The organism is Leucobacter alluvii (genome assembly GCF_039530485.1).
GTDB lineage: Bacteria > Actinomycetota > Actinomycetes > Actinomycetales > Microbacteriaceae > Leucobacter > Leucobacter alluvii.
On sequence record NZ_BAAAOP010000006.1, the window covers coordinates 182,481 to 202,763 of the forward strand.

Here is a 20,283-nt window from a genome sequence, read left to right on the forward strand (position 1 = left end):
GCGGTGGCGACGGCGCGTCTGCGAGCGGGAGCGGTGCTACTCCTTCGCGGCTCGCTCGGCGATGCGCAGATCAAGCGGAAACTCGACGGCGCTATCGCCGAACAGCAGCAGACCGGCTGCACGCGCAGATTCGCGCACGTCGGCTGCGACGGCGACGGCGTGGGCGACGGGCGCGTGCACGATCACCTCGTCGTGCAGGAAGAACGCGAGGTGGGGGCGTCGACTGAAGATCGGCCCCGAAGCCCGAGCGGCCTGAGACACCTCAACGGGCGCGAAGGCGGCGAGCCTCTGTCGAAGATCGGCGATCCAGCAGAGCGCCCACTCAGCGGCTGTTCCCTGGACGACGAAGTTGCGGGTGAACCGACCGCGATCCCGTGCGGCGCGGCGGGCAGCGGCCTCGTCCCGCCCGGTCGCATCCGGCATGCTCGCGCTCGACTGCACGTGCTCCCACTCCTGGCCTGGCGGCTGGGTGCTGCGGCCGAGCCACGTCGACACCCACCCTCCGCGCGCGCCCTCCGCAGCAGCCTCGTCGACCAGATCCATCGCGGCCGGGTAGGCGCGGCGCAGTCGCGGAACCAGGCGTCCGCTCTCTCCGGTCGTCGCCCCGTACATGGCGCCGAGCATCGCGAGTTTCGCCTCCTGCCGCGTCGCTACGGCGCCGCTCTCGACGATTCCGGCGTAGAGATCCTTCCCCGCGCCGGCCTCGGTCATGGCGCGATCTCCTGCCATGGCGGCGAGTACCCGAGGCTCCAGCTGAGCGACGTCTGCGGAGACGAGGGTCCACCCCGGGTCGGCGCGGAGCGCCGGACGCAACTGGCGCGGGATCTGCAGGGCGCCGCCCCCGCTCGACGCCCAGCGGCCGGTCACCACGCCTCCGGGAACGTAGAGGGGCCGGTACCGGCCATCACGCACCCACTCGTCGAGCCAGGCCCATCCGTTGGCGGTCAGCAGCCGCGCGAGCTTCTTGTAGTGGAGCAGCGGTGCGATCGCAGGGTGCTCGTGCTGCGCGAGCTCCCACTGGGAGGTTGAGTCGACCTCGATTCCCGCCGCCCGGAGCACCCGCAGCAGTCGAGGGGGCGAGTCGAGCGGGACGTCGGGGCTCCCGAGTTCGCGTCGCACCATCGCTCCCACCTCGAGCATGCGCGCGGGTTTCGCGTCGGGAGCGGGCCGGGGGCCGAGCGCCTCGGAGAGGACTCGGTCGTGCTCGTCGACGTCCCAGGGGACACCGGCCGCCGACAGCTCTGCGGCGATGAGGGCCCCCGCCGATTCTGCGGCGAGGAGCAGGCCGAGCCGCCCGGGCTCGCGCGCGCTGGCGAGTGCCGACCGCTGTCGGTCGAATTCGTCGAGCGCCTCCGCCAGGCCGTCGGGCACCCCGCGGGACCGTCGTGGTTCGGCGACCACGTCGAACAGGGTCGGTGGCGCATCGGCCGGCGGCGCGACCGGGGCGGTCGCGGCCTCGGGCGGCGCGTTCCACTCGGGTGCGCCCCGCAGCTGCGCCGGCTCTCCCACGGAGCCTGCGTGACGCAGGATCTGATGGCAGAGTCGGAGATCGTGGCATCGTTCGACGCGCACTCCGGCAGCGAGGAGCGGCGCGTACTGGCGAGCCGTGTCGTGCCAGACCCAGCGCAGCGACGCCGCCCGTTCGCGCTGCTCGACGAAGTCGGCGAGCCGATCCAACGCGATCGAGACCGCGGCCGAACGGGCGCCATCGGGCGCGAGCTCGACCGCGCCCCAGCCACCGCGCGCGTCGCGACCGATGACGCACCAGCGGGCGGCGGTACCATCGGCGGAGGATGCAGTGGCGAGTTCGGGCACGTTCTCACCGTAGTGCCGACCGCCGACAGTCGCCCCGGATGCTCTCGGGGCCGGCCCAGCGACTCGGCGCGGGAGTCCCGCTGCCGCGATGTCCGTGGCCGCCAGTAGGCTCGCAGCATGGCGAAATCAAGCGGCGGATACACCTGCACCGAGTGCGGGTGGCAGACCTCGAAGTGGGTCGGGCGGTGCGGTGAATGCCAGCAGTGGGGCACCGTTGCCGAACAAGCTCGCGCCGGAGCATCGCTCGCGCGCACCACGCGTGCGGCCGCGCCCGCGGCCGGCCGGGAAGCGCGTCCCATCACCGAGCTGCAGGGCGATGCCGTGCGGCACCGGCAGACGGGAATCGGCGAACTCGACCGCGTGCTCGGCGGCGGGGTCGTGCCGGGCGCGGCGATTCTCTTCTCGGGGGAGCCGGGGGTCGGCAAGTCGACGTTGCTGCTCGATGCCGCGGCGCGCGCCGCATCGACTGGAGCGCGCGTGCTCTACGCGAGCGGGGAGGAATCGACGGGGCAGATCCGCATGCGCGCCGAGCGCACCGGGGCGATGCACGACACACTGTACCTCGCGAGCGAGACGGATCTCGCGACCGTGCTCGGCCACATCGAGACCGTGGATCCCGCGCTCGTCATCGTCGACTCCGTGCAGACGATGGCGAGCGATCAGGTCGACGGCGGGGCCGGCGGCCCGGCTCAGGTGCGCGAGGTCGCGGCCGCGCTCATCAGAACGGCGAAAGAACGCGGAACACCGGTGATCCTCGTCGGGCACGTGACCAAGGACGGGTCGGTGGCCGGCCCGCGCCTGCTCGAGCACCTCGTCGACGTGGTGTGCCATTTCGAGGGCGACCGGCACACGTCGTTGCGTTTTCTGCGCACGCTGAAGAACCGCTACGGTCCGACCGACGAGGTCGGCTGCTTCGAGATGACGGATCGCGGCATCTCCGAGGTGCCAGACCCGAGCGGCCTGTTCCTGAGCCGCCCGGGGGCTCCGGTGAGCGGCACATGCGCGACCGTCGCGATGGAGGGTCGACGCGCGCTGCCGGTCGAGGTGCAGGCGCTCGTCGCCAAGAGCGCGACCCCCAACCCCCGCCGAGTGACGAGCGGCGTCGATCAGTCGCGCGTCGCCATGATCCTCGCGGTGCTCGAGCGGAGATTCGGTGCGCGTCTGCACGACCAGGACGTCTACGTATCGACGGTCGGCGGGGTGAAGCTCGCCGAGCCCGCAGCCGATCTCGCGATCGCGCTCGCGGTGCTCTCTGCGATCGCCGACCACCCGCTCCCGCATGATCTGGCGGCTTTCGGCGAGATCAGCCTCGCCGGCGAGGTGCGGCCCGTCGCGAGCGGAGCACAGCGCTCGTCGGAGGCCGCCCGGCTGGGGTACGTGCGGGTCGTCGACGCGTCAGTGGAAACCCTGGATCGCGCGAGGCGCAAAGCTGGGTTCTAGGGCCGTCAGAGGGAGCTAGACTTGCACATCGTGAGCAACAACACCGTAGACGTCGTCCTCATCGGTGGCGGCGTAATGAGCGCCACGCTGGGTACGCTGATCAAGCAGGTCCAGCCCGATTGGTCTATCGAGATCTTCGAGTCCCGCACCGAGGTCGCGACCGAGAGCAGCAACGCGTGGAACAACGCGGGCACCGGTCACGCCGCCCTCTGCGAGCTCAACTACATGCCGGAGGGCAAGGACGGGAGCCTGTCGGCGGCGAAGGCCATCGACATCAACGAGCAGTTCCAGCTCTCCCGTCAGTTCTGGTCGTCACTCGTGGAGCGCGGCATCCTCGGAGAACCCTCCTCGTTCATCAATGCCACCCCGCATATGACGTTCGTGCGCGGCGCCGAGAACGTCGACTACCTCCGACGCCGCTGGGAGCTGCTGCGCGCCGAGCCGCTCTTCTCCGACATGGAGTTCAGCGAGGACCCGGAGCAGATCGCGGAGTGGACGCCCCTGCTGGTCGACCGCCGTTCGAAGGACGAGGTCTTCGCTGCGACGCGTTCTGAGAGCGGAACCGATGTCGACTTCGGCGCTGTAACCCGCCAGCTCATCTCGCACCTCGTCTCCGAGGGGGCCGGGCTGAGCCTCGGGGCAGAAGTGCGCAAGCTCCGCCGGCTCGACGACGGCACCTGGGACGTGTACGTGCGCAACCGCTCCGGCTATACCACGACGATCGTGAACGCGAAGTTCGTCTTCGTCGGAGCCGGCGGCGGGGCGCTCTCGCTGCTGCAGTCCTCCGGCATCCCCGAGATCAAGGGCTTCGGCGGCTTCCCGATCAGCGGCAAGTTCCTGAAGACCAGCAACCCCGAGATCGTGCGCGCGCATCAGGCCAAGGTCTACGGGAAAGCCGCGGTCGGCGCACCGCCCATGTCGGTTCCGCACCTCGACACGCGCGTCGTGGACGGCGAGGAGAGCCTGCTCTTCGGGCCGTACGCCGGATTCAGCCCGAACTTCCTCAAGAAGGGCTCGTGGTGGGATCTCCCCGGATCCATCCGGCCGCACAATCTCGGACCGATGCTCAAGGTCGGACTCACCGAATTCGCTCTCGAGAAGTACCTGCTCGGCGAGCTCCTCGCGAGCCGTGAGAAGCAGATGGAGACGCTTCGGGAGTACATGCCGACCGCGCGCACCGAGGACTGGGAGATGATCGAGGCCGGTCAGCGCGTCCAGGTCATGAAGAACGACCCCGAGAAGGGTGGCATCCTGCAATTCGGCACGGAGGTGATCACCGGCGGCGACGGAACGATCTCCGGCCTGCTCGGCGCATCGCCCGGCGCATCGACGGCGGTCTACGCGATGCTCGGCGTGCTGCGCAAATGCTTCCCCGAGCAGTTCACGAGCACCTGGGAGTCCGTGTTCACCGAGCAGATCCCGGCGCTCAAGACGGGCGGCCTGAATCACGATCCCGAGCTCGCTGCGGCATCGCTCGCTCACACCTCTCAGGTCCTGGGTCTCGTACCGGCGCCCGCAGAGCACGTGACCGAGCAGGAAGCGGCCTCGACCGAGCAGGCGGCAGTGCGGTCCTGACCGTCCCGCCAGCGGTGCGGGGCGGCGCCCTGCGCTGCTCGGCGTCGCCCAGCTCGGCGTCGCCCAGTGCTACTCGGCGATGAGAGCTTCGACGAACTCCGCCGTCTCGGCCCAGCCCGTGACGGCGTGGCATGAGACGCCGAGTGCGAGCACCGGGTAGTCGTTGCCGTCCTCGTCGAGCCGATCGCCGACGAACAGCATGTCGCTGAGCGGGACCCCCGTGTATTCGACGAGCTTCTGCATGCCGTAAGCCTTATCGATCCCGCGACGCGTGATGTCGACCGAGGTGGAGCCACCGCTGCGCACCTCGAGGCCGGGCAGGCGGACCGCGACTGCGGCGCGGAGGGCGCTCTTCTTCGCCCCCGTCGGGTCCCAGGCGTGCTTGACCTCCACCGGGGCGCGCTGACCCAGAGCGGAGAAGGTGATCTGGGATCCGCGATCCTCCAAGACGTCCCCCCACGATTCCCGCTCCCAGAGGCCCAGACGCTCAGCCTCATCGCGGAGGGCGGTCAACGCGTCGTTGCGCTCCTGCTCAGTGAGCTCCTCCTGATACACCGTCACCCACTGACCGCGCTCGCGCCGCTCATACCTCGTGCCGCAGGTCGGAAGCAGGTGCAGCCGCCCGAGCATCTCCTCGGTCACGCTCGCCACCCCGTCGAGTTGGGTCACCAGCTGAGACTCGAACTGCTGGAAGTTGCCCCCCGAGATCACCGCGACGCTCGTGCGTTCGAGCAGCCGGGCGAACACCGCGAGCATGCGGGGGTCGAGCGGGGACTTCGAGGGTGCAAGGGTGTCGTCGAGATCGAAGGCGACGATGCGCGGGAGTTGAGTCACGTGAAGATTCTTCCACGTCGCGCCGCTCCGACGGCTCGCCGGGAGCTCACGGCTCGGGAGACGGCTATTCGTCGTCCAGCGACGGCAACGACGTCGCGTTCGCGTAGAAGCGCACGTCCACGCGTTCGAGCCCGGTGCCCTCGAACACGATGCGGTAGCTGCCAGGCGACGGCACCCGCGCCTCGTTCAGCGGGAAGACCATCGGGATGTACCCGAAACTGTCATTGCCGCCCCCGAGGCTGAACGTGCCCTCCACATTGAAGAGTTCAGCACCGCCGACAGCGGGCTCGCATCGGGCGCGGAAAGACCGATCCGGATCCCCGCGACGCGCCTCGTTCTCGTCGTACTCGACGACCACGACGAGGGTCGCCCCGAGCATCGCCGGGTACTCCTCGCGGTTGATCGTGTTGATGAAGCCGGAGAGAACGCCGAGGGTTCCCTCACGAACGTTCGCCGCATCCGCGAGAAAGGCCGCTGCGACACGCATATGCGTCTCCTCTTCTACCTCGCGCTCACCGCGCGAAGTTGCTCAGCGCGGACCGCCCAGCGCGATCGGCGCGATGCTAGTGCTGCCCGGAGAAATCGATCGGCGACTCTCCGGTCACCGCGGAGACGACGACGAGCGCCAGTGTCGCCGCAGCCGTACCGACGAACACGACGCAGTAGAACAGTGCGACGGCGTCGAAGATCTTGTTGAACATCGTGGGCCTCTCTGGGTGGCAGCAGGTCGGATTCAGCCTACCGTGGACGGAGACGCGAGGAGACCCCCGCCCGGAGCGAATCGGCGTCGAGCGGCTCGTCTCGCGCAGCGCCGGTGCGCGTCTAGACTGAACCGGGTGACCCGATATTTTCTCCGAGACGACGATCTGAGCCCCGCCGAGCAGCGCGAAGTCCTCGAACTCGCCGCGCGACTCAAGCGAGAGCCGTTCTCGGAGCGTCCGCTGGAGGGACCGCGGTCCGTGTCCGTCTTCTTCGACAAGACGTCCACGCGCACCCGCTTCAGCTTCGCGGCGGGCATCGCCGAGCTCGGCGGATCGCCCATCATCGTGAACCCGGGTGAGGCGCAGCTCGGCGTGAAGGAATCGATCGGCGACACCGCGAAGGTGCTCTCGCGTATGGTGTCGCTCATCGTGTGGCGCACGTTCGACCACCGCGGACTGGAGGAGATGGCGGCCGACGCGAGCGTGCCGGTCATCAACTCGCTCTCCGACGACTTCCACCCGTGCCAGATCCTCGCCGATCTGCAGACCATTCAGGAGCGGAAGGGCGACCTCGCCGGTCTCACCGCGACGTACCTCGGGGATGCCGCGAACAATATGGGGCACTCCTATCTGCTCGGATTCGCGACCGCGGGCATGCATATCCGGATCGCGGGGCCGGAAGGCCACCATCCGCGTCCCGACATCGTCGCCGACGCCGAACGGATCGCCGCTCAGACAGGCGGAAGCGTGGAGATCTTCACCGACCCGGCGCGTGCCGTCTCGGGCGCTGACGCCGTGATCACCGACACGTGGGTGTCGATGGGCCAAGAAGCCGAGAAGGCCGAGCGCATCGAGACCTTCGGCCCGTATCGCGTCACCCCTGAACTCATGGCGGATGCCGCGAGCGATGCGATCTTCTTGCACTGCCTTCCCGCCTACCGGGAGTACGAGGTCGCGCCCGAAGTGATCGACGGAGGGCAGAGCGTGGTCTGGGATGAAGCGGAGAATCGCCTACACGCCCAGAAGGCACTCATGACCTGGTTGCTGGCGCAGGCGTAAGACGGAGAGAAGCAGAGATGACGAACGAACACGAGCAGTCCGCCCCGACCGAGACCGCCGGCAATCGCGCCGGTGAGAGCGGCGCCCTCTGGGGCGGGCGCTTCGCGAGCGGCCCCGCGCCGGCGCTCGCAGCCCTGTCGAAGTCGACGCAGTTCGACTGGATCCTCGCTCCCTACGACATCCGCGGTTCGAAGGCGCACGCGACTGCGCTCGCCGCAGCCGGGTATTTGAGCGAAGACGAGCTCGCCGAGATGCGAGCCGCGCTCGACGAGCTCGCAGCTCGCGTCGCGGACGGCCGCGCCGTTCCCGCCGCGGATGACGAAGACGTGCACTCCGCGCTCGAGCGACTGCTCATCGAGATCACGGGCGTGCAGCTCGGAGGCAAGCTCCGCGCCGGACGCAGCCGCAACGACCAGATCGCGACCCTGGTGCGTCTGTACCTCCTCGATCATGCCGCTGTGATCCGCGGCATGCTGCTCGACCTGCTCGACGCCATCGCAGACCAGGCGGCGGCGCACCCCGACGCGATCCTGCCCGGCCGCACCCATCTGCAGCACGCTCAGCCAGTGCTGCTGGCCCACCAGCTCGCGGCGCACGCCTGGCCGATCGTCCGCAACCTGGAGCGTCTCCGCGACTGGGCGTCCCGCGCCAGCGCCTCGCCCTACGGCGGCGGCGCCCTCGCCGGCTCCTCGCTCGGCCTCGACCCCCGGCTCGTCGCGACCGAACTCGGACTCGGCGATCCGCTCGAGAACTCGATCGACGGCACCGCGGCTCGCGACGTGGTCGCCGAGTTCGCCTTCATCACCGCGCAGATCGGCATCGACCTCTCCAGGCTCTCCGAAGAGATCATCCTCTGGAACACCAAGGAGTTCGGCTTCGTTCGCCTGCACGACGGCTATTCGACCGGCTCCAGCATCATGCCGCAGAAGAAGAACCCCGACATCGCCGAGCTGGCTCGCGGAAAGTCCGGGCGTCTGATCGGCAACCTGACCGGCCTCCTCGCGACGCTGAAGGGGCTGCCGCTCGCGTACAACCGCGATCTGCAGGAGGACAAAGAACCGGTCTTCGACTCGATCGGCCAGCTCGAGGTACTGCTCCCCGCGTTCACCGGCATGGTGGCGACGCTCACGTTCGACACGAAGCGGATGGCCGAGCTCGCCCCGCAGGGGTTCTCATTGGCCACCGACGTCGCCGAGTGGCTTGTGAAGCAAGGCGTGATCTTCCGCGACGCGCACGAGATCTCCGGTGAACTCGTGCGTCACTGCGAGGAGCGGGGCATCGAGCTCCACGAACCGAGCGATGCCGAACTCGCGTCGATCTCGGCGCACCTCACTCCGGCAGTGCGGGAGGTGCTCACCATCGAGGGCTCTGTGAACTCGCGCGTGGGGGCCGGCGGCACCGCTCGCGTTCGCGTCGACGAGCAGCTCGCCCGGCTCGCCGAGCAGATTGCTGAGTTCCGGGCCTGAGTCTCCGGTGAGTGCGAGAGCGCCGCGCAACCCGCTAGCGGTCGTCGGTCTCTCGGTCGCATTCTTCGGCGTGCTCGCGGTCGTGATGGCCGCCGTGGCGATCTCGAGCGACGATCCAACGGGGTGGGGGTTCGCCGCGGTGAGCGCGGGCTTCGCGATCATGGGCGGCGCGGTCTTCACAATGGGTCCCGCCGATGCGCGAGGCAAGCGCTCCCCGGGCCCGGCGGGTTGGGTGCTGCTCCTCGTCGGGGCCGCCGTCATGTCGCTGGGGCCCGTGGCGCTGCACGCCGCCGGAACCGGCTGGGGCGAAGCGCTCGGCAGCGGCCGCAGGTCGGGATCCCTGTGGGTTCTGGCGATCCTGATCTGGGGCGGTGCGCTCGCGATTGTCGCAGCCGCTGTGCGCAGCGCAGTCCGCGCTGTGTACAGCAGGCGCGGTCGAGGCCGCCGTCACGAGTGATTCCCGCGCGCTCTCCCCGGGAGGAACAACGGCTCCGGTGAGGCGAATGAGCATGTTCAGCCCTCACGGACGTCGGATCTCTCACGGACGCGCGCTCCACGAAGACCGGGACGCGCGGTCCATGAGCGTCAGGCGGTACGATGACAGGCGTGTCTGAACTGAACGATCGCACCGAGATACTGGCCGCCCAGCGCAACGACGACAGCTTCGCCACCCTGTGGGAAGAGCTGGAGTGGCGCGGGCTGATCCATGTGTCGACCGACGCGGAAGCACTGTCGACGCTGCTCGAGGGCGAACCGTTCGCGTATTACTGCGGATTCGACCCGACGGCATCCAGCCTGCACCTCGGGCATCTCGTGCAGCTGCTGCTCATGCGCCGCCTGCAGCTGCGCGGGCACCGGCCGTTGGGTCTGGTCGGCGGGTCGACGGGGCTCATCGGCGATCCGCGCCCCACTGCGGAGCGGGTGCTCAATTCGCGTGAGACCGTCGCCGAGTGGGTCGACTCGCTCGGCCAGCAGGTCTCCCGATACCTGAGCTTCGAAGGCGAGAACGCCGCCAGGCTCGTCAACAACCTCGACTGGACTGCGCCGCTCTCGGCGATCGATTTCCTCCGCGAGATCGGCAAGCACTTCCGTGTCGGCACGATGATCAAGAAGGACATCGTCGCGAAGCGGCTGAACTCCGACGAGGGCATCAGCTACACCGAGTTCAGCTACCAGATCCTGCAGGGCCTCGACTTCCTCGAACTGTACCGGCAGTACGACTGCAAGCTGCAGTCGGGCGGCAGCGATCAGTGGGGCAACCTGACGAGCGGCACGGAACTCATCCGCAAGGTCGAGGGCGCCTCGGCGCACGCCATCGGAACGCCGCTGATCACCAACGCCGACGGCACGAAGTTCGGCAAGAGCGAGGGCAACGCGATCTGGTTGAACCCGGAGATGTGCTCGCCCTACACCTTCTACCAGTTCTGGTTGAACCAGGCCGACGCCGACGTCGTCGATCGTCTCAAGGTCTTCACCTTCCTGTCGCGCGACGAGATCGAAGACTACGCGCGCCAGGTCGAAACCGAGCCCTTCAAGCGCGCCGCCCAGAAGCGTCTCGCGCTCGAAGTGACGACGCTCGTGCACGGGGCTGCGGCGGTGCAGGGTGCGATCGACGCATCCGAGGCGCTGTTCGGCCGCGGAGACCTCACCGCGCTCGACGAGTCATCGTTGCGCGGCGCCGTCTCCGAGCTGTCCCAGGCGACCGGATCGATCGGCACGCCGGTCGCGCAACTCCTCGTCGACACGGAACTCGTGAAGAGCCTCGGCGAGGCTCGACGCGCGATCTCGCAGGGCGGAGTGTACGTGAACAACGCTGCGGTGGAGTCCGAGGATCGCGTGCTCGAGAGCGACGATCTGCTGCACGGCGCGATCGCGGTCCTGCGCCGAGGCAAGAAGACGCTCGCCGGCGTCGTGGTGAAGTAGGGTTCCGATGCGCATCGCTCTGCTGCAGGCGTCCGCGACGCCCCTCGACCCCGAGGCCAACCTCGCCGCCATTCGCACGGCCGCGACCGACGCCCGGAGGGCCGGTGCCGAGCTGCTGCTCACACCTGAGCTCTTCGTGACGGGGTACGCGCCTGCCGAGCTCGCCGAATGGCTGAGCGCCGAACGCGTCGAAAATATCCCGAGCGCACTCGCTTCCATCGCGCGCGAGACCGGGGTCGCGATCGCCGCCGGGTTCCCGCTCGCCCGCGAGGACGGCACGTTCGCCATCGCCGCGGGCCTCTGGGACGCCGCCGGCGACGACGTGCTGCGCTACGAGAAGGTGCACCTGTGGGGCGCCGACGAACGATTGGCCTTCACCCCGGCTGCCGATCCTCCCCGCATCGCCGACTGGAACGGGCGGCGCGTCGCCTTCCAGATCTGCTACGACATCGAGTTCCCCGAGCCCGCCCGTTTCGCGGCGGCGAACGGCGCCGATCTGCTCTTGGTGCCAACGGCGATCGACGGCGACTCGGCGTACGTGCCCGAGCTGCTCGTGCGCGCTCGCGCCGCCGAGAACCGCATCGTCGTCGCCTACGCCGATCACGCCGGAGGGATCTTCGCGGGCCTGAGCGTGGTCGCCGGATTCGAGGGCGCGGTGCTCGGAGCGTCCGGCGCCGATCCCGAACTGCTCATCGTGGATGTGCCGGATCCCGAGGCCTCCGACCCGGGTCGGCCGTCGGTGGGTGCTGGCGCGCTGTATCTGCAGGATCGTCGGCCAGAGGTGTACGCGGGCTGGCGCTGAGCCGATCGCCCTCGCCGTACTGCTCCTTCACGATCCTGAGGTTCGCCCACGTTTCGATGCGCTCGACCTCGGGGAGTGTGCGCAACCGGTCGGCCTGATCGAGGAGCTCCTCGTAGCTGTCGGCGGAGAGCGTCACGATGAGGTCGTAGTCTCCGATGGTGGTCGCGATGAACTCGGGGTCGAGGGAACGCACACTCGAGAGTGCGGCCGAGATCCTGCCCCGGATCTTCACACCGACTCCGATGGACGGGGTCTCCACGCGATCGGCGGCCCCGGCTCCATCGGGCGACGCGAGCGCGCCGCGCACCGGAATGCCGACGACCTTCACCGCTCCGTCGCGCGTCAGACGCTCGAAGCGGAGACGCGCACCGCTGGGGGAGATGCCCGCCGCCTCTCCGAGCTCGCGGAACGAAGCGCGACCGTTGCGCTGCAGGTGACTCACGAGCGCACGGTCGGCCTCGTCGACGACGAACGACGTTCGTCCGGTGCGGAGCGGGGAGTACCGGTTGACCTCGATGCTCTCGTACAGATGCGTGCGCACCTCCTGCACCCCGGGCAGCTCTCGCACCCGGTCGACGGTGGAGCGCAGGTGCGGGTCCGCGCCGACGCGCACTTCGACGTCGATCGAGTAGTGGCCGCTGATGTCGGCGACGAAGGTCGACTCTGGCATCGCCGCGAGGGCCGATCTGACCGGAGCGATGGGCCCGGAAACGGAGAGCTGCAGGTAGGCGAAGCGCTCGAGCCCCAGCAGATCGGGGCTGATCGACACGGTCAACCGCAGCTCGCCGCGCGTGATCGCGCTCTGCACGATCTGGGTCACCTGCCGGCGACTCACACCGAGCTCAGCTGCGATCCGCGAATAGCTCGCGCGTCCGTTCTCTCGCAGACCGCGGAGCACGCGCCGGCGCAGTTCAGCAGATTCGACCGGATGCTCCATCGCTGACTCCCTAGCCGCCTCGATCGGGCTGCGCAGATGCGCAGCCCAGAGGCGCCATTCTACGGGTCTCGCGCACATTCTGTCCGTTCTCCGGCCGTTTGCGCATCGGTGCGACCGGACGACGAACGAAATGCCCCGAAGTCACCTAGGCTGGCTCCGTTCTCCGCGTGAGCGGAAGCGGGATCACACGGATACACAAGGAGGTCTGTCCCATGAACACGGATACTCGGCTCGCTGAAGAGCTCGAGCGTCGACTGACGCACATCGAAACGGTCGAGGCGGACGACCCGGTGCACGCCAGGCTCGGCGGCGGCAGCCTCGCGCTCTTCCTGAGCGTCGTCGGCGTCATCGCACTCGCCTCGTGGATCGCGGGTGTGCTGTGAGCGGGGCCGCAGACGAGCGTCCCAGCGCAACAGCCTCCGAGCTCACCGAGACGCAGGCGCTGCGCGTCGAAGCGGCCGTCGCCGAGGAGGCGACCTTCGGATCGCTACCGCTGACGAAGAGCGAACGCACCTGGCGCGCCACCGACTTCAGCTGGGTGACGCTCAGCCTGGCCATCGCAACGTGGGCGTTTCTCACGGGCGGTTCGACGGTGCTGCTCGTCGGATTCGGCGACGGCATCGCGGCGATGCTCCTCGGCAATACGCTCGGACTCGCCATCATGGTGCTCGGCAGCGTGCTGCTCAGCCAGCGTCTCGGCGTGGAGCAGTATCGCGCACTGAAGTCGGTCTTCGGCGCCGTCGGCGTCGCCATCGTCGTGTTCACGGTCGTGCTCGTCACCGAGATGGGGTGGAGTTCGCTGCTCGGCATCATGTTCGGCCGCGCGTTCACCGAGATCTCGAACCAGGCGTTCGGCACGGAGTTCAACGTCGAAGGTCCCGTCGTCACGATCTTCGCGCTCGCGGCCATCCTGGGCGGCTGGTTCTTGCTCTCACGCGGCCCGGTCGCCATCAGCAAGCTCAACCGCTTCGTCGCACCCGGCCTCCTTATCATCGTGGCACTCATGATGGTGCTCCTCATGTCGCAGCACTCCTGGGCCGACCTGTTCGCGGCCGAGCCGTTGGCCCCGTTCGAGGACGAAACCCTGAACTTCGCCATGGCCGTTGAATTCAATCTCGGCGCGGGACTGTCGTGGTGGCCCGTGATGGGCACGCTCGCCCGACTGACGCGCGGCCCGAAGGCGGCGCTGTGGCCCGCGTACGGAGGGATCTTCCTCGGGACAGTGGTCGCTCAGCTGGTCGGCATGGCCGCAGCGCTCATGCTCGGGGCCGCAGACCCGACCGCCTGGATGGTGCCGCTCGGCGGCCCCGTGCTCGGCATCCTCACGCTGCTGTTCGTCGGGTTCGCGAACGTCACCAGCATGGCGTCGATCGCGTATTCGACCGTCCTCGCGATCAAGCAGTCGAGCGGACGGGCGCTCTCCCGACTCCGATGGCCGGCGCTGTGCGCCGTCTTCCTGTTCTTCCCGGCGGTGCTCGCACTGTTCCCGAGCTTCATGTACGGGCAGTTCATGACGTTCGTCGTGATATCGGGAGCGTTCATCGCCGCGATCTGCGGGGTGATCATCGCCGACTACCTGATCCTCCGCCGTCAGAACGTTCCCGTGCGGGCGCTCTACGCGACCGGGGTCGAAGATCCGCTGCGCTTCACCGGCGGTGTGAACCTCGCCGCGATGATCGCAGTCGCGACCGCTTCGATCTTCTACCTCTGGGTGTACAACCCCATCACCCTCGAGACGCTGCCGATCTTCCGATACGCGACGGCGACCGTGCCGACCATCGGCATCGCGATCGCGGTCTACCTCCTCCTCAACTGGCTGCTCTACGTGCGCCGCGGCCGCGGCGCGTACGGCCAGACCGATCCGTTCGCGGCCGCCGGAAGGAAGTAACGATGACTGAGCCGAAGCAGGTGCGCGCCGCCGTCTACCGCGGCACCGAGGGTGACCGGCTGTCGGTCGAGACGATGACCCTGGCGGGCCCCGAGCACGGCGAGGTGCGCGTCACGGTGCGCGCGGCCGGCGTCTGCGGATCCGATCGGCACGTGCTCGACGGTGAATGGCAGGTGCCGCTGCCGGCAGTCATGGGGCACGAGGCCGCCGGAGTCGTGGAAGCCGTGGGCGCCGGAGTGCGCGGGCTCGAGATCGGAGACCACGTGGTCATCGCGTGGCACCAGGCCTGCCAGCGGTGCGGGGAATGCGCGGGGGGCAAGCCCTGGGCGTGCACGCGGGCCAAATCGAACGACTCGCTGCTGCCCGACGGCACGACCCGGTGGAGCGACGGAGCCGACGGCGCCGCGGCCTACCCGTACCTGGCGACCGGTGCCATGGCTGAGGCGATCGTCGTGCCGGAGTTCGCGGCGATCAAGATCGACGAGCGCGTGCCGTTCGACGTGGCCAGCCTGATCGGATGCTCGGTCGGCACCGGCTACGGCGCAGTGGCCAACAACGCCCGCGTGGTCGCGGGTGAGTCCGCGGTGGTCGTGGGCGCCGGCGGCGTGGGGCTGTCCATCATCTCGGCGCTGCGTCTCGCGGGAGCCAACCCGATCGTGGCGGTCGACGTGTCGGAGGCAAAGCTCGCCGAGGCCACGCGAGCCGGGGCGACACGCACCGTGCTGAGCGGCGACGATCTCGTAGAGCAGGTGCGCGAAGCCACAGGTGGCGGGGCCGACGTGGCCTTCGAGGCGATCGGCCGCGTGCAGACGATGCAGCAGCTGCCGGAACTGATCCGGCCCGGCGGCCGTGCCGTATTCGTCGGCCTGCCGCCGGAAGGGCAGAGCGTCGAGATCGACGGTCTGCTGCTCGCGTATGAGGGGAAGACGATCATCGGCTCGAACTACGGCGGACTCGTTCCCGCGCGCGACTTCCCGCGCGTGGCCGGAGCCTACCTCTCCGGTGCGCTGCCGCTCGACGACCTCATCAGCGCGCGCGTCGGACTCGACGAGGTCAACGAAGCCTTCGACGCCATGCGGCGCGGGGAGCGCACGCGCAGCGTGATCCTCTTCGGGGAGTAGCCGGGCCGGGCGACTCGCCGCCGCGACTGCTCGCTTCGCCCCTGCTCGCTGCGACTGCTCGCTGCGACTGCTCGCTGCGACTGCTCGACTGCTCGAAAGCGCGATTCGGCACCGTTCCCCACTTGGGAAGGTGCTGAATCGCGCTTTCGGCGCGGGGAGCGGGCCGCGGGAGCGCGGGGCGCGGGGGCGCGGGGACGCGGGCCGCGGGAGCGCGGGCCGCGGTGCAGCCGCCGTGGATCCGTCGCCGAGGATCCGCCGCCGAGAATCCGCCGGATCCCGCCCGAACGGATCAGGCGGAGCCGCTCCAGGCGGCCGGGACGAGTACCCATACGGCCTCGGCGCCAGCGGATCCGGCGCACCAGGTGTGCGGCGCGCGACCGGGAAAGGTCAGCGTGTCCCCGGCCTGCAGCGCGACCTGGCGATCGGCGAACGTGATCTCGAGGTCGCCCGAGATGACGTGCAGCGACTCGAGGCTGCAGTTGACGGTGTAGAGCTGGTCGCCCCCGCTCGCCTCGGGCGCGAGGGTGGATCGCAGCACCTGGACGCGGTCCTCCGAGCGCGGCGTGACGAGGCGCTCGTCGGCACCGGTGCCGCCCATGTTGATGGCGGGTGCGGTGTCGAGCGGAATGAGCTGCAGCGCGGGCTCTTCGAAGAGGTTGCCGATCGGCATCGAGAGCGCTTGGCAGAGCTGCACGAGGGTTGGCACACTCGGCATGGTGTCGTCGCGCTCGACGCGGCTGATGAACCCCTTGGTGAGACCGGTGGCCCGCGCGAGCTGTTCGAGTGTGAGGCCCTGGGCGAGACGGGACGATCGGAGCTTGGCGCCGATGCGAATCGCCTCGACCGCTGCGGTCGGGTGGATCGGTCGCATGCGGTGCCGCCTTCCCGTTGACCTCTCTGCGAACTCCAGCCTATAGTGAATGCGAGTTCACCCATAGAACTCACTTGTTTACTTATACGCAACTTTGGAAGGACGAGTCGCATCGTGACCTCTCACACGCCTCAGGGCCCCGTCGACGCGAGCCAGACCCCCCGGTACGCAGGCATCGCCACGTTCGCGAAGCTGCCCCGCATCGAAGACGTTCCGTCCGCCGACATCGCCGTCGTGGGCGTGCCCTTCGACTCGGGCGTGAGCTTCCGCCCGGGCGCGCGTTTCGGCCCGTCGCACGTGCGCGAAGCGTCGCGCCTGCTCCGTCCGTACAACCCTGCGCAAGACGTCTCGCCGTTCAACGTCAAGCAGGTGGTCGACGCCGGTGACATCGTGGCGAACCCGTTCAGCCTCGATGAGGCCGTGCGTCAGGTCGAAGAGGCGGCGACCGAGCTCGGCGAGCGCGTGGACAAGATCGTCACCATCGGCGGCGACCACACCATCGCACTGCCCCTGCTGCGCGCGATCAACAAGAAGCACGGCCCCGTCGCCGTGCTGCACTTCGATGCGCATCTCGACACCTGGGATACCTATTTCGGCGCTCCCACCACGCACGGCACCCCCTTCCGCCGGGCGTCCGAGGAGGGTCTCATCGACCTCACCGCCTCCATGCACGGCGGCACCCGCGGGCCGCTCTACGGCAAGAGCGACCTCGAAGACGACGTGAAGCTCGGCTTCCAGATCGTCACCAGCGAGTTCGTCGAAGAGCACGGCATTCCCGCGACGCTCGATAAGATTCGCGAGCGCGTCGGCGACAAGCCGCTCTACATCTCCATCGACATCGACGTGCTGGATCCGGCTCACGCCCCGGGCACCGGCACGCCCGAGGCCGGCGGACTCACCAGCCGCGAGATGCTCCGTCTCATCCGCGGGCTCGCCGACCTCCACATCGTCGGTGCCGACGTCGTCGAGGTCGCCCCGGCATACGACCACGCGCAGATCACCGCGGTGGCCGCGAGCCACGTCGTCTACGAACTCGTGAGCGCCATGGCAGCGCGCGGCTGATCCCGCATCCGCTCCCCAGCAGGCGGGGCCCGTCGCCGTGACGCGCCCCGCCTGCTCCACCCAGTCAGACACGCCAATGGAGGCACCCATGCACACCCCGGACCAGGCAGCGGTCATCGCCGCGGCCGACGCCATCATCGAGGCGTTCGCCGCGACCGATACTGAGGCGTACTTCGCCGGCTTCGCGGCCGACGCGAGCTTCATCTTCCATCCCGAGGCCGCGCGGCTCGACTCGCGTGCCGAGTACGAAGCGCTCTGGGGCGGCTGGGTCGCCTCCGGGTGGCGCGTCACCTCGTGCACCTCCACCGACCGGCTGGTGCAGACGTTCCCCGGCGGTGCCGTGTTCAGCCACACCGTCGCGACCAGCATCGACTCCGATGAGGGCCCCGATTCGTACGTCGAGCGCGAGAGCATCATCTTCCGCGCCGACGGCGCTCAGCCCGACGGGCTCATCGCGATCCACGAACATCTCTCCACGGTGCCGTCTGCCATCGCAGCGGGAACGCCCGAGTCCGCTGCAGCCGCCGCGATCGATACGGCGCTCTGATCATGACCAGTCCCGAGACCATGGCCGTCACCCTCGACGGCCAGCATGAGTCCGCCGGCCCGGTGCGCGGCACCCAGTCCTTGCTGCACATCGGCATGATCTGGCTGGCCGCGAACCTCGTGGTCACCACCCTCCTGACCGGTACGCTCTTCACGCCATCCGTGTCGTTCGGCACCGCGAGCGCCATGATCGTGGTCGGCACGCTCATCGGCGTCGTCGTGCTCGTGCTCATCGGCAACATGGGGACCCGCACCGGGCTTCCGACGATGGCGCTGACACGCGGATCCTTCGGCATTCGCGGGAGCATCCTCCCCGCGGTCGCGAATCTCATCATCCTGATGGGCTGGAGCTGGGTGCAGGCGATGCTCGCCGGTGTGACGGTGAACTACCTCGTGCACGAGGCGACCGGCTTCTCGAACCCGATGCTCTTCTCCGCACTCTGCCAGGCGATCGTCGTCGTGCTGGCGATCTTCGGGCATACGGGCATTTCGCGCGTCGAGCCCTGGCTCGCCCTCGCGATCCTCATCGTGATGGGCTTCGTATTCACTGCAGCTTTCAGCGCTTTCAGCCCGGGCGAATTCGCGGCGCTGCCCGTGGACGCGTCTCTCGGCGGCACTCCGTTCATCACGCTCGACATGGTCATCGCGACGGCGATCTCGTGGACCGTGCTCTCGGCCGACATGAATCGGCATGCGAAGAGCAGCACTGCGGGCATCGTCGGCTCGGGGATCGGATACACGCTGTCGACGACCATCGCCATGTTCCTGGGGCTCGTCGCCTTCAGCACCGTGCTCCTGCGCGGCGACGAAGCGACGCCGTTCGACCCGTCGGTGATCGTCGCGGAATTCGGCTGGCCGCTCGGCATCGCCATCTTCCTCTCCGTCATGGCCACCAACACGATGGTGGTCTTCGGAATGGTGACCTCGGTGGTGAACGCGCAGTCCAGATGGCACCTCCGCTTCCTCCCGACGGCCATCGTGCTCGGCATCGTCTCGATCATCGGCTCGACATTCCTCGGCCTGCTGAACCAGTTCACCGACTTCCTCTTCATCATCAGCGCCTTCTTCGTGCCGGTATTCGCGATCATGATCGCGGACTACTACCTGTTGAAGCGGCGGGGCTACTCCCGCCAGATCCTGCATGAGCGCCCCGAGAGCCGCTACTGGTACCGCGGCGGCGTCAATTGGATCGCTGTGATCGTGTGGGTGATCGGAGCCGTGCTCTCCTACGTGCTGGCGTACGTCGCCCCGAGCCCCATCGGCGCGAACATTCCCGCATTCGTCATCAGCTTCGGCCTCTATCTCGGTCTGATGCTCGGGATCGGCCGTCGCGCCGGCCTCGGCCTCATCGATCCGCGCGATTCCCAGCCGACCGGGCACCTGCTCGACGGCGCCGACGAGACCGCAGCGCTCCGGCTCGGAGACTGACATGGCCGTCGTCGACCTGAGCCACCCGGTCAGCACCGGCATGCCCGTGTACCCCGGTGACCCCGAGGTGAGGATCGCGCCGGCGCTCACGGTCGGCGCTGACGGGGTGGCGGTGGCGCGACTCGACATGGGGTCGCACACCGGCACGCATCTCGATGCACCCGCGCACTCCGTCGTGGGCGGCCGTACGGTCGACGAGATCCCGCTCGAACTGGTGACGGGCCCCGCGCGGGTGCTGCGTGTGGGCCCGTCGCCGGCAGCCGCGGGGGAGTCGATCACGGCGGATCGCCTCGCCGAGCCGCTTCCGGATCACCTGCCGCCGATCGTGTGCATCGCCACCGGGTGGGACGTGCACTTCGGGGGAGAGGCAGCGGGCGCCCACCCGTCGGTGTCGCTGGATCTCGCGCGGACGCTCTGGGCGCGCGGCGCGCGCGTGCTCGGTGTCGACTGCTTCAGCCCCGATCCGACTGACGCAGCGTCGCTCGAGGCCGGTATGCCGGTGCACGAGTTCTGGCTGGGGAATGACGGCGTCATCGTCGAGAACCTCGCGCGTCTGACGTCGCTGCCCGAGGTCGTCGAGATGTCGCTCATCCCGCTGCGGATCGCCGCGGGCGACGGTTCTCCCATCCGCGCCCTCGCCTTCGTGGAGTGAGAACGCGCGAGCCGGGCGACCGGCCGGCCGCGACGCGCCCGGAAAACGGGCATTCCGACGGGTTTGGCGAGCTTTTGCCCCATTCCAGCCCGGTGTCGGTTGGGGTGTCGGTGGGGTGTCGTGTGGGTGAATTGGCGGATTCATGCGGGGACACGCCCGGGAT

20 protein-coding genes are annotated in these 20,283 nt (G+C 68.9%); 14 read left to right on the forward strand and 6 right to left on the reverse strand.

Annotated features, from left to right (window positions below; translation table 11 throughout):
• Positions 1 to 36: 36 nt before the first annotated feature.
• On the reverse strand, positions 37 to 1,815 hold the full coding sequence (locus tag ABFX18_RS09375) for a bifunctional 3'-5' exonuclease/DNA polymerase (protein WP_346058132.1): 1,779 nt from the start codon (positions 1,813 to 1,815) through the stop codon (positions 37 to 39).
• A 117-nt stretch (positions 1,816 to 1,932) separates the two neighbouring features.
• Here ABFX18_RS09375 and radA point away from each other — a divergent pair, with 117 nt between their 5' ends.
• Together radA and ABFX18_RS09385 are read left to right on the forward strand one after the other, a co-directional pair.
• Complete coding sequence (gene radA, locus ABFX18_RS09380; protein ID WP_090151533.1) at positions 1,933 to 3,255, forward strand: DNA repair protein RadA; 1,323 nt, start codon at positions 1,933 to 1,935, stop codon at positions 3,253 to 3,255.
• A 30-nt stretch (positions 3,256 to 3,285) separates the two neighbouring features.
• Positions 3,286 to 4,830: a malate:quinone oxidoreductase gene (locus tag ABFX18_RS09385; protein ID WP_346058133.1), complete on the forward strand. Its 1,545-nt coding sequence runs from the start codon at positions 3,286 to 3,288 to the stop codon at positions 4,828 to 4,830.
• A 69-nt stretch (positions 4,831 to 4,899) separates the two neighbouring features.
• Here ABFX18_RS09385 and ABFX18_RS09390 read toward each other — a convergent pair whose 3' ends face one another.
• The 3 genes from ABFX18_RS09390 to ABFX18_RS09400 form a co-directional block, all read right to left on the reverse strand.
• On the reverse strand, positions 4,900 to 5,664 hold the full coding sequence (locus ABFX18_RS09390; protein ID WP_346058134.1) for an HAD-IIB family hydrolase: 765 nt from the start codon (positions 5,662 to 5,664) through the stop codon (positions 4,900 to 4,902).
• A gap of 64 nt (positions 5,665 to 5,728) precedes the next feature.
• Positions 5,729 to 6,151, reverse strand: a complete 423-nt coding sequence (locus tag ABFX18_RS09395; protein WP_090151524.1) for a DUF6941 family protein — start codon at positions 6,149 to 6,151, stop codon at positions 5,729 to 5,731.
• A 76-nt stretch (positions 6,152 to 6,227) separates the two neighbouring features.
• Positions 6,228 to 6,365, reverse strand: coding sequence for a hypothetical protein (locus ABFX18_RS09400; RefSeq protein WP_176698382.1), 138 nt, complete (start codon positions 6,363 to 6,365; stop codon positions 6,228 to 6,230).
• A 135-nt stretch (positions 6,366 to 6,500) separates the two neighbouring features.
• Here ABFX18_RS09400 and argF point away from each other — a divergent pair, with 135 nt between their 5' ends.
• The 5 genes from argF to ABFX18_RS09425 all read left to right on the forward strand — a co-directional run bounded on the left by argF (position 6,501) and on the right by ABFX18_RS09425 (position 11,615).
• A complete protein-coding gene (argF, locus tag ABFX18_RS09405; protein WP_346058135.1) occupies positions 6,501 to 7,424 on the forward strand; it encodes an ornithine carbamoyltransferase in 924 nt (307 codons plus the stop codon).
• A gap of 17 nt (positions 7,425 to 7,441) precedes the next feature.
• A complete protein-coding gene (argH, locus tag ABFX18_RS09410; protein WP_346058136.1) occupies positions 7,442 to 8,890 on the forward strand; it encodes an argininosuccinate lyase in 1,449 nt (482 codons plus the stop codon).
• 7 nt (positions 8,891 to 8,897) lie between these two features.
• On the forward strand, positions 8,898 to 9,347 hold the full coding sequence (locus ABFX18_RS09415; RefSeq protein WP_346058137.1) for a hypothetical protein: 450 nt from the start codon (positions 8,898 to 8,900) through the stop codon (positions 9,345 to 9,347).
• A 140-nt stretch (positions 9,348 to 9,487) separates the two neighbouring features.
• On the forward strand, positions 9,488 to 10,813 hold the full coding sequence (tyrS, locus tag ABFX18_RS09420) for a tyrosine--tRNA ligase (protein WP_346058138.1): 1,326 nt from the start codon (positions 9,488 to 9,490) through the stop codon (positions 10,811 to 10,813).
• A gap of 7 nt (positions 10,814 to 10,820) precedes the next feature.
• Complete coding sequence (locus ABFX18_RS09425; protein WP_346058139.1) at positions 10,821 to 11,615, forward strand: nitrilase-related carbon-nitrogen hydrolase; 795 nt, start codon at positions 10,821 to 10,823, stop codon at positions 11,613 to 11,615.
• On the opposite strand, the gene ABFX18_RS09430 is transcribed toward ABFX18_RS09425, so the two are convergent.
• A complete protein-coding gene (locus ABFX18_RS09430; protein ID WP_346058140.1) occupies positions 11,503 to 12,552 on the reverse strand; it encodes an Lrp/AsnC family transcriptional regulator in 1,050 nt (349 codons plus the stop codon). The two genes, ABFX18_RS09425 and ABFX18_RS09430, sit on opposite strands and share 113 nt — an antisense overlap.
• Before the next feature lie 212 nt (positions 12,553 to 12,764).
• Here ABFX18_RS09430 and ABFX18_RS09435 point away from each other — a divergent pair, with 212 nt between their 5' ends.
• From ABFX18_RS09435 to ABFX18_RS09445, 3 genes are read left to right on the forward strand one after another with little or no spacing between them, the layout of a single operon-like run.
• On the forward strand, positions 12,765 to 12,935 hold the full coding sequence (locus ABFX18_RS09435; protein ID WP_176698380.1) for a hypothetical protein: 171 nt from the start codon (positions 12,765 to 12,767) through the stop codon (positions 12,933 to 12,935).
• Entirely contained in the window at positions 12,932 to 14,440 is a 1,509-nt protein-coding gene (locus ABFX18_RS09440; RefSeq protein ID WP_346058141.1) for a purine-cytosine permease family protein, read from the forward strand. The genes ABFX18_RS09435 and ABFX18_RS09440 overlap by 4 nt, the downstream gene beginning before the upstream one ends.
• A 2-nt stretch (positions 14,441 to 14,442) precedes the next feature.
• The gene (locus ABFX18_RS09445) at positions 14,443 to 15,561 is read left to right on the forward strand and encodes a zinc-binding dehydrogenase (protein WP_346058142.1); all 1,119 of its coding nucleotides are present in this window, start codon (positions 14,443 to 14,445) and stop codon (positions 15,559 to 15,561) included.
• Positions 15,562 to 15,850: 289 nt separating this feature from the next.
• Here ABFX18_RS09445 and ABFX18_RS09450 read toward each other — a convergent pair whose 3' ends face one another.
• Entirely contained in the window at positions 15,851 to 16,432 is a 582-nt protein-coding gene (locus ABFX18_RS09450; RefSeq protein ID WP_346058143.1) for a helix-turn-helix domain-containing protein, read from the reverse strand.
• Positions 16,433 to 16,546: 114 nt separating this feature from the next.
• Here ABFX18_RS09450 and speB point away from each other — a divergent pair, with 114 nt between their 5' ends.
• The 4 genes from speB (at position 16,547) to ABFX18_RS09470 (ending at position 20,120) form a co-directional block, all read left to right on the forward strand.
• Positions 16,547 to 17,494, forward strand: coding sequence for an agmatinase (gene speB / locus ABFX18_RS09455; RefSeq protein ID WP_346058144.1), 948 nt, complete (start codon positions 16,547 to 16,549; stop codon positions 17,492 to 17,494).
• A gap of 88 nt (positions 17,495 to 17,582) precedes the next feature.
• On the forward strand, positions 17,583 to 18,041 hold the full coding sequence (locus ABFX18_RS09460; RefSeq protein WP_200332570.1) for a nuclear transport factor 2 family protein: 459 nt from the start codon (positions 17,583 to 17,585) through the stop codon (positions 18,039 to 18,041).
• A gap of 2 nt (positions 18,042 to 18,043) precedes the next feature.
• Positions 18,044 to 19,468, forward strand: coding sequence for a purine-cytosine permease family protein (locus ABFX18_RS09465; RefSeq protein WP_346058145.1), 1,425 nt, complete (start codon positions 18,044 to 18,046; stop codon positions 19,466 to 19,468).
• Position 19,469: 1 nt separating this feature from the next.
• The gene (locus ABFX18_RS09470) at positions 19,470 to 20,120 is read left to right on the forward strand and encodes a cyclase family protein (RefSeq protein ID WP_346058146.1); all 651 of its coding nucleotides are present in this window, start codon (positions 19,470 to 19,472) and stop codon (positions 20,118 to 20,120) included.
• Positions 20,121 to 20,283 lie beyond the last annotated feature (163 nt).

Excerpts from the sequence above, each read along its gene's own strand:
- ABFX18_RS09460 (WP_200332570.1), top strand. The coding sequence starts at position 17,583 with ATGCACACCCCGGACCAGGCAGCGGTCATCGCCGCGGCCGACGCCATC.
- ABFX18_RS09425 (WP_346058139.1), top strand. The coding sequence starts at position 10,821 with ATGCGCATCGCTCTGCTGCAGGCGTCCGCGACGCCCCTCGACCCCGAG.
- ABFX18_RS09430 (WP_346058140.1), bottom strand. The coding sequence starts at position 12,552 with ATGGAGCATCCGGTCGAATCTGCTGAACTGCGCCGGCGCGTGCTCCGC.
- radA (WP_090151533.1), top strand. The coding sequence starts at position 1,933 with ATGGCGAAATCAAGCGGCGGATACACCTGCACCGAGTGCGGGTGGCAG.
- ABFX18_RS09470 (WP_346058146.1), top strand. The coding sequence starts at position 19,470 with ATGGCCGTCGTCGACCTGAGCCACCCGGTCAGCACCGGCATGCCCGTG.
- argH (WP_346058136.1), top strand. The coding sequence starts at position 7,442 with ATGACGAACGAACACGAGCAGTCCGCCCCGACCGAGACCGCCGGCAAT.
- ABFX18_RS09445 (WP_346058142.1), top strand. The coding sequence starts at position 14,443 with ATGACTGAGCCGAAGCAGGTGCGCGCCGCCGTCTACCGCGGCACCGAG.
- ABFX18_RS09395 (WP_090151524.1), bottom strand. The coding sequence starts at position 6,151 with ATGCGTGTCGCAGCGGCCTTTCTCGCGGATGCGGCGAACGTTCGTGAG.
- ABFX18_RS09465 (WP_346058145.1), top strand. The coding sequence starts at position 18,044 with ATGACCAGTCCCGAGACCATGGCCGTCACCCTCGACGGCCAGCATGAG.
- ABFX18_RS09450 (WP_346058143.1), bottom strand. The coding sequence starts at position 16,432 with ATGCGACCGATCCACCCGACCGCAGCGGTCGAGGCGATTCGCATCGGC.
- ABFX18_RS09435 (WP_176698380.1), top strand. The coding sequence starts at position 12,765 with ATGAACACGGATACTCGGCTCGCTGAAGAGCTCGAGCGTCGACTGACG.
- tyrS (WP_346058138.1), top strand. The coding sequence starts at position 9,488 with ATGACAGGCGTGTCTGAACTGAACGATCGCACCGAGATACTGGCCGCC.
- ABFX18_RS09400 (WP_176698382.1), bottom strand. The coding sequence starts at position 6,365 with ATGTTCAACAAGATCTTCGACGCCGTCGCACTGTTCTACTGCGTCGTG.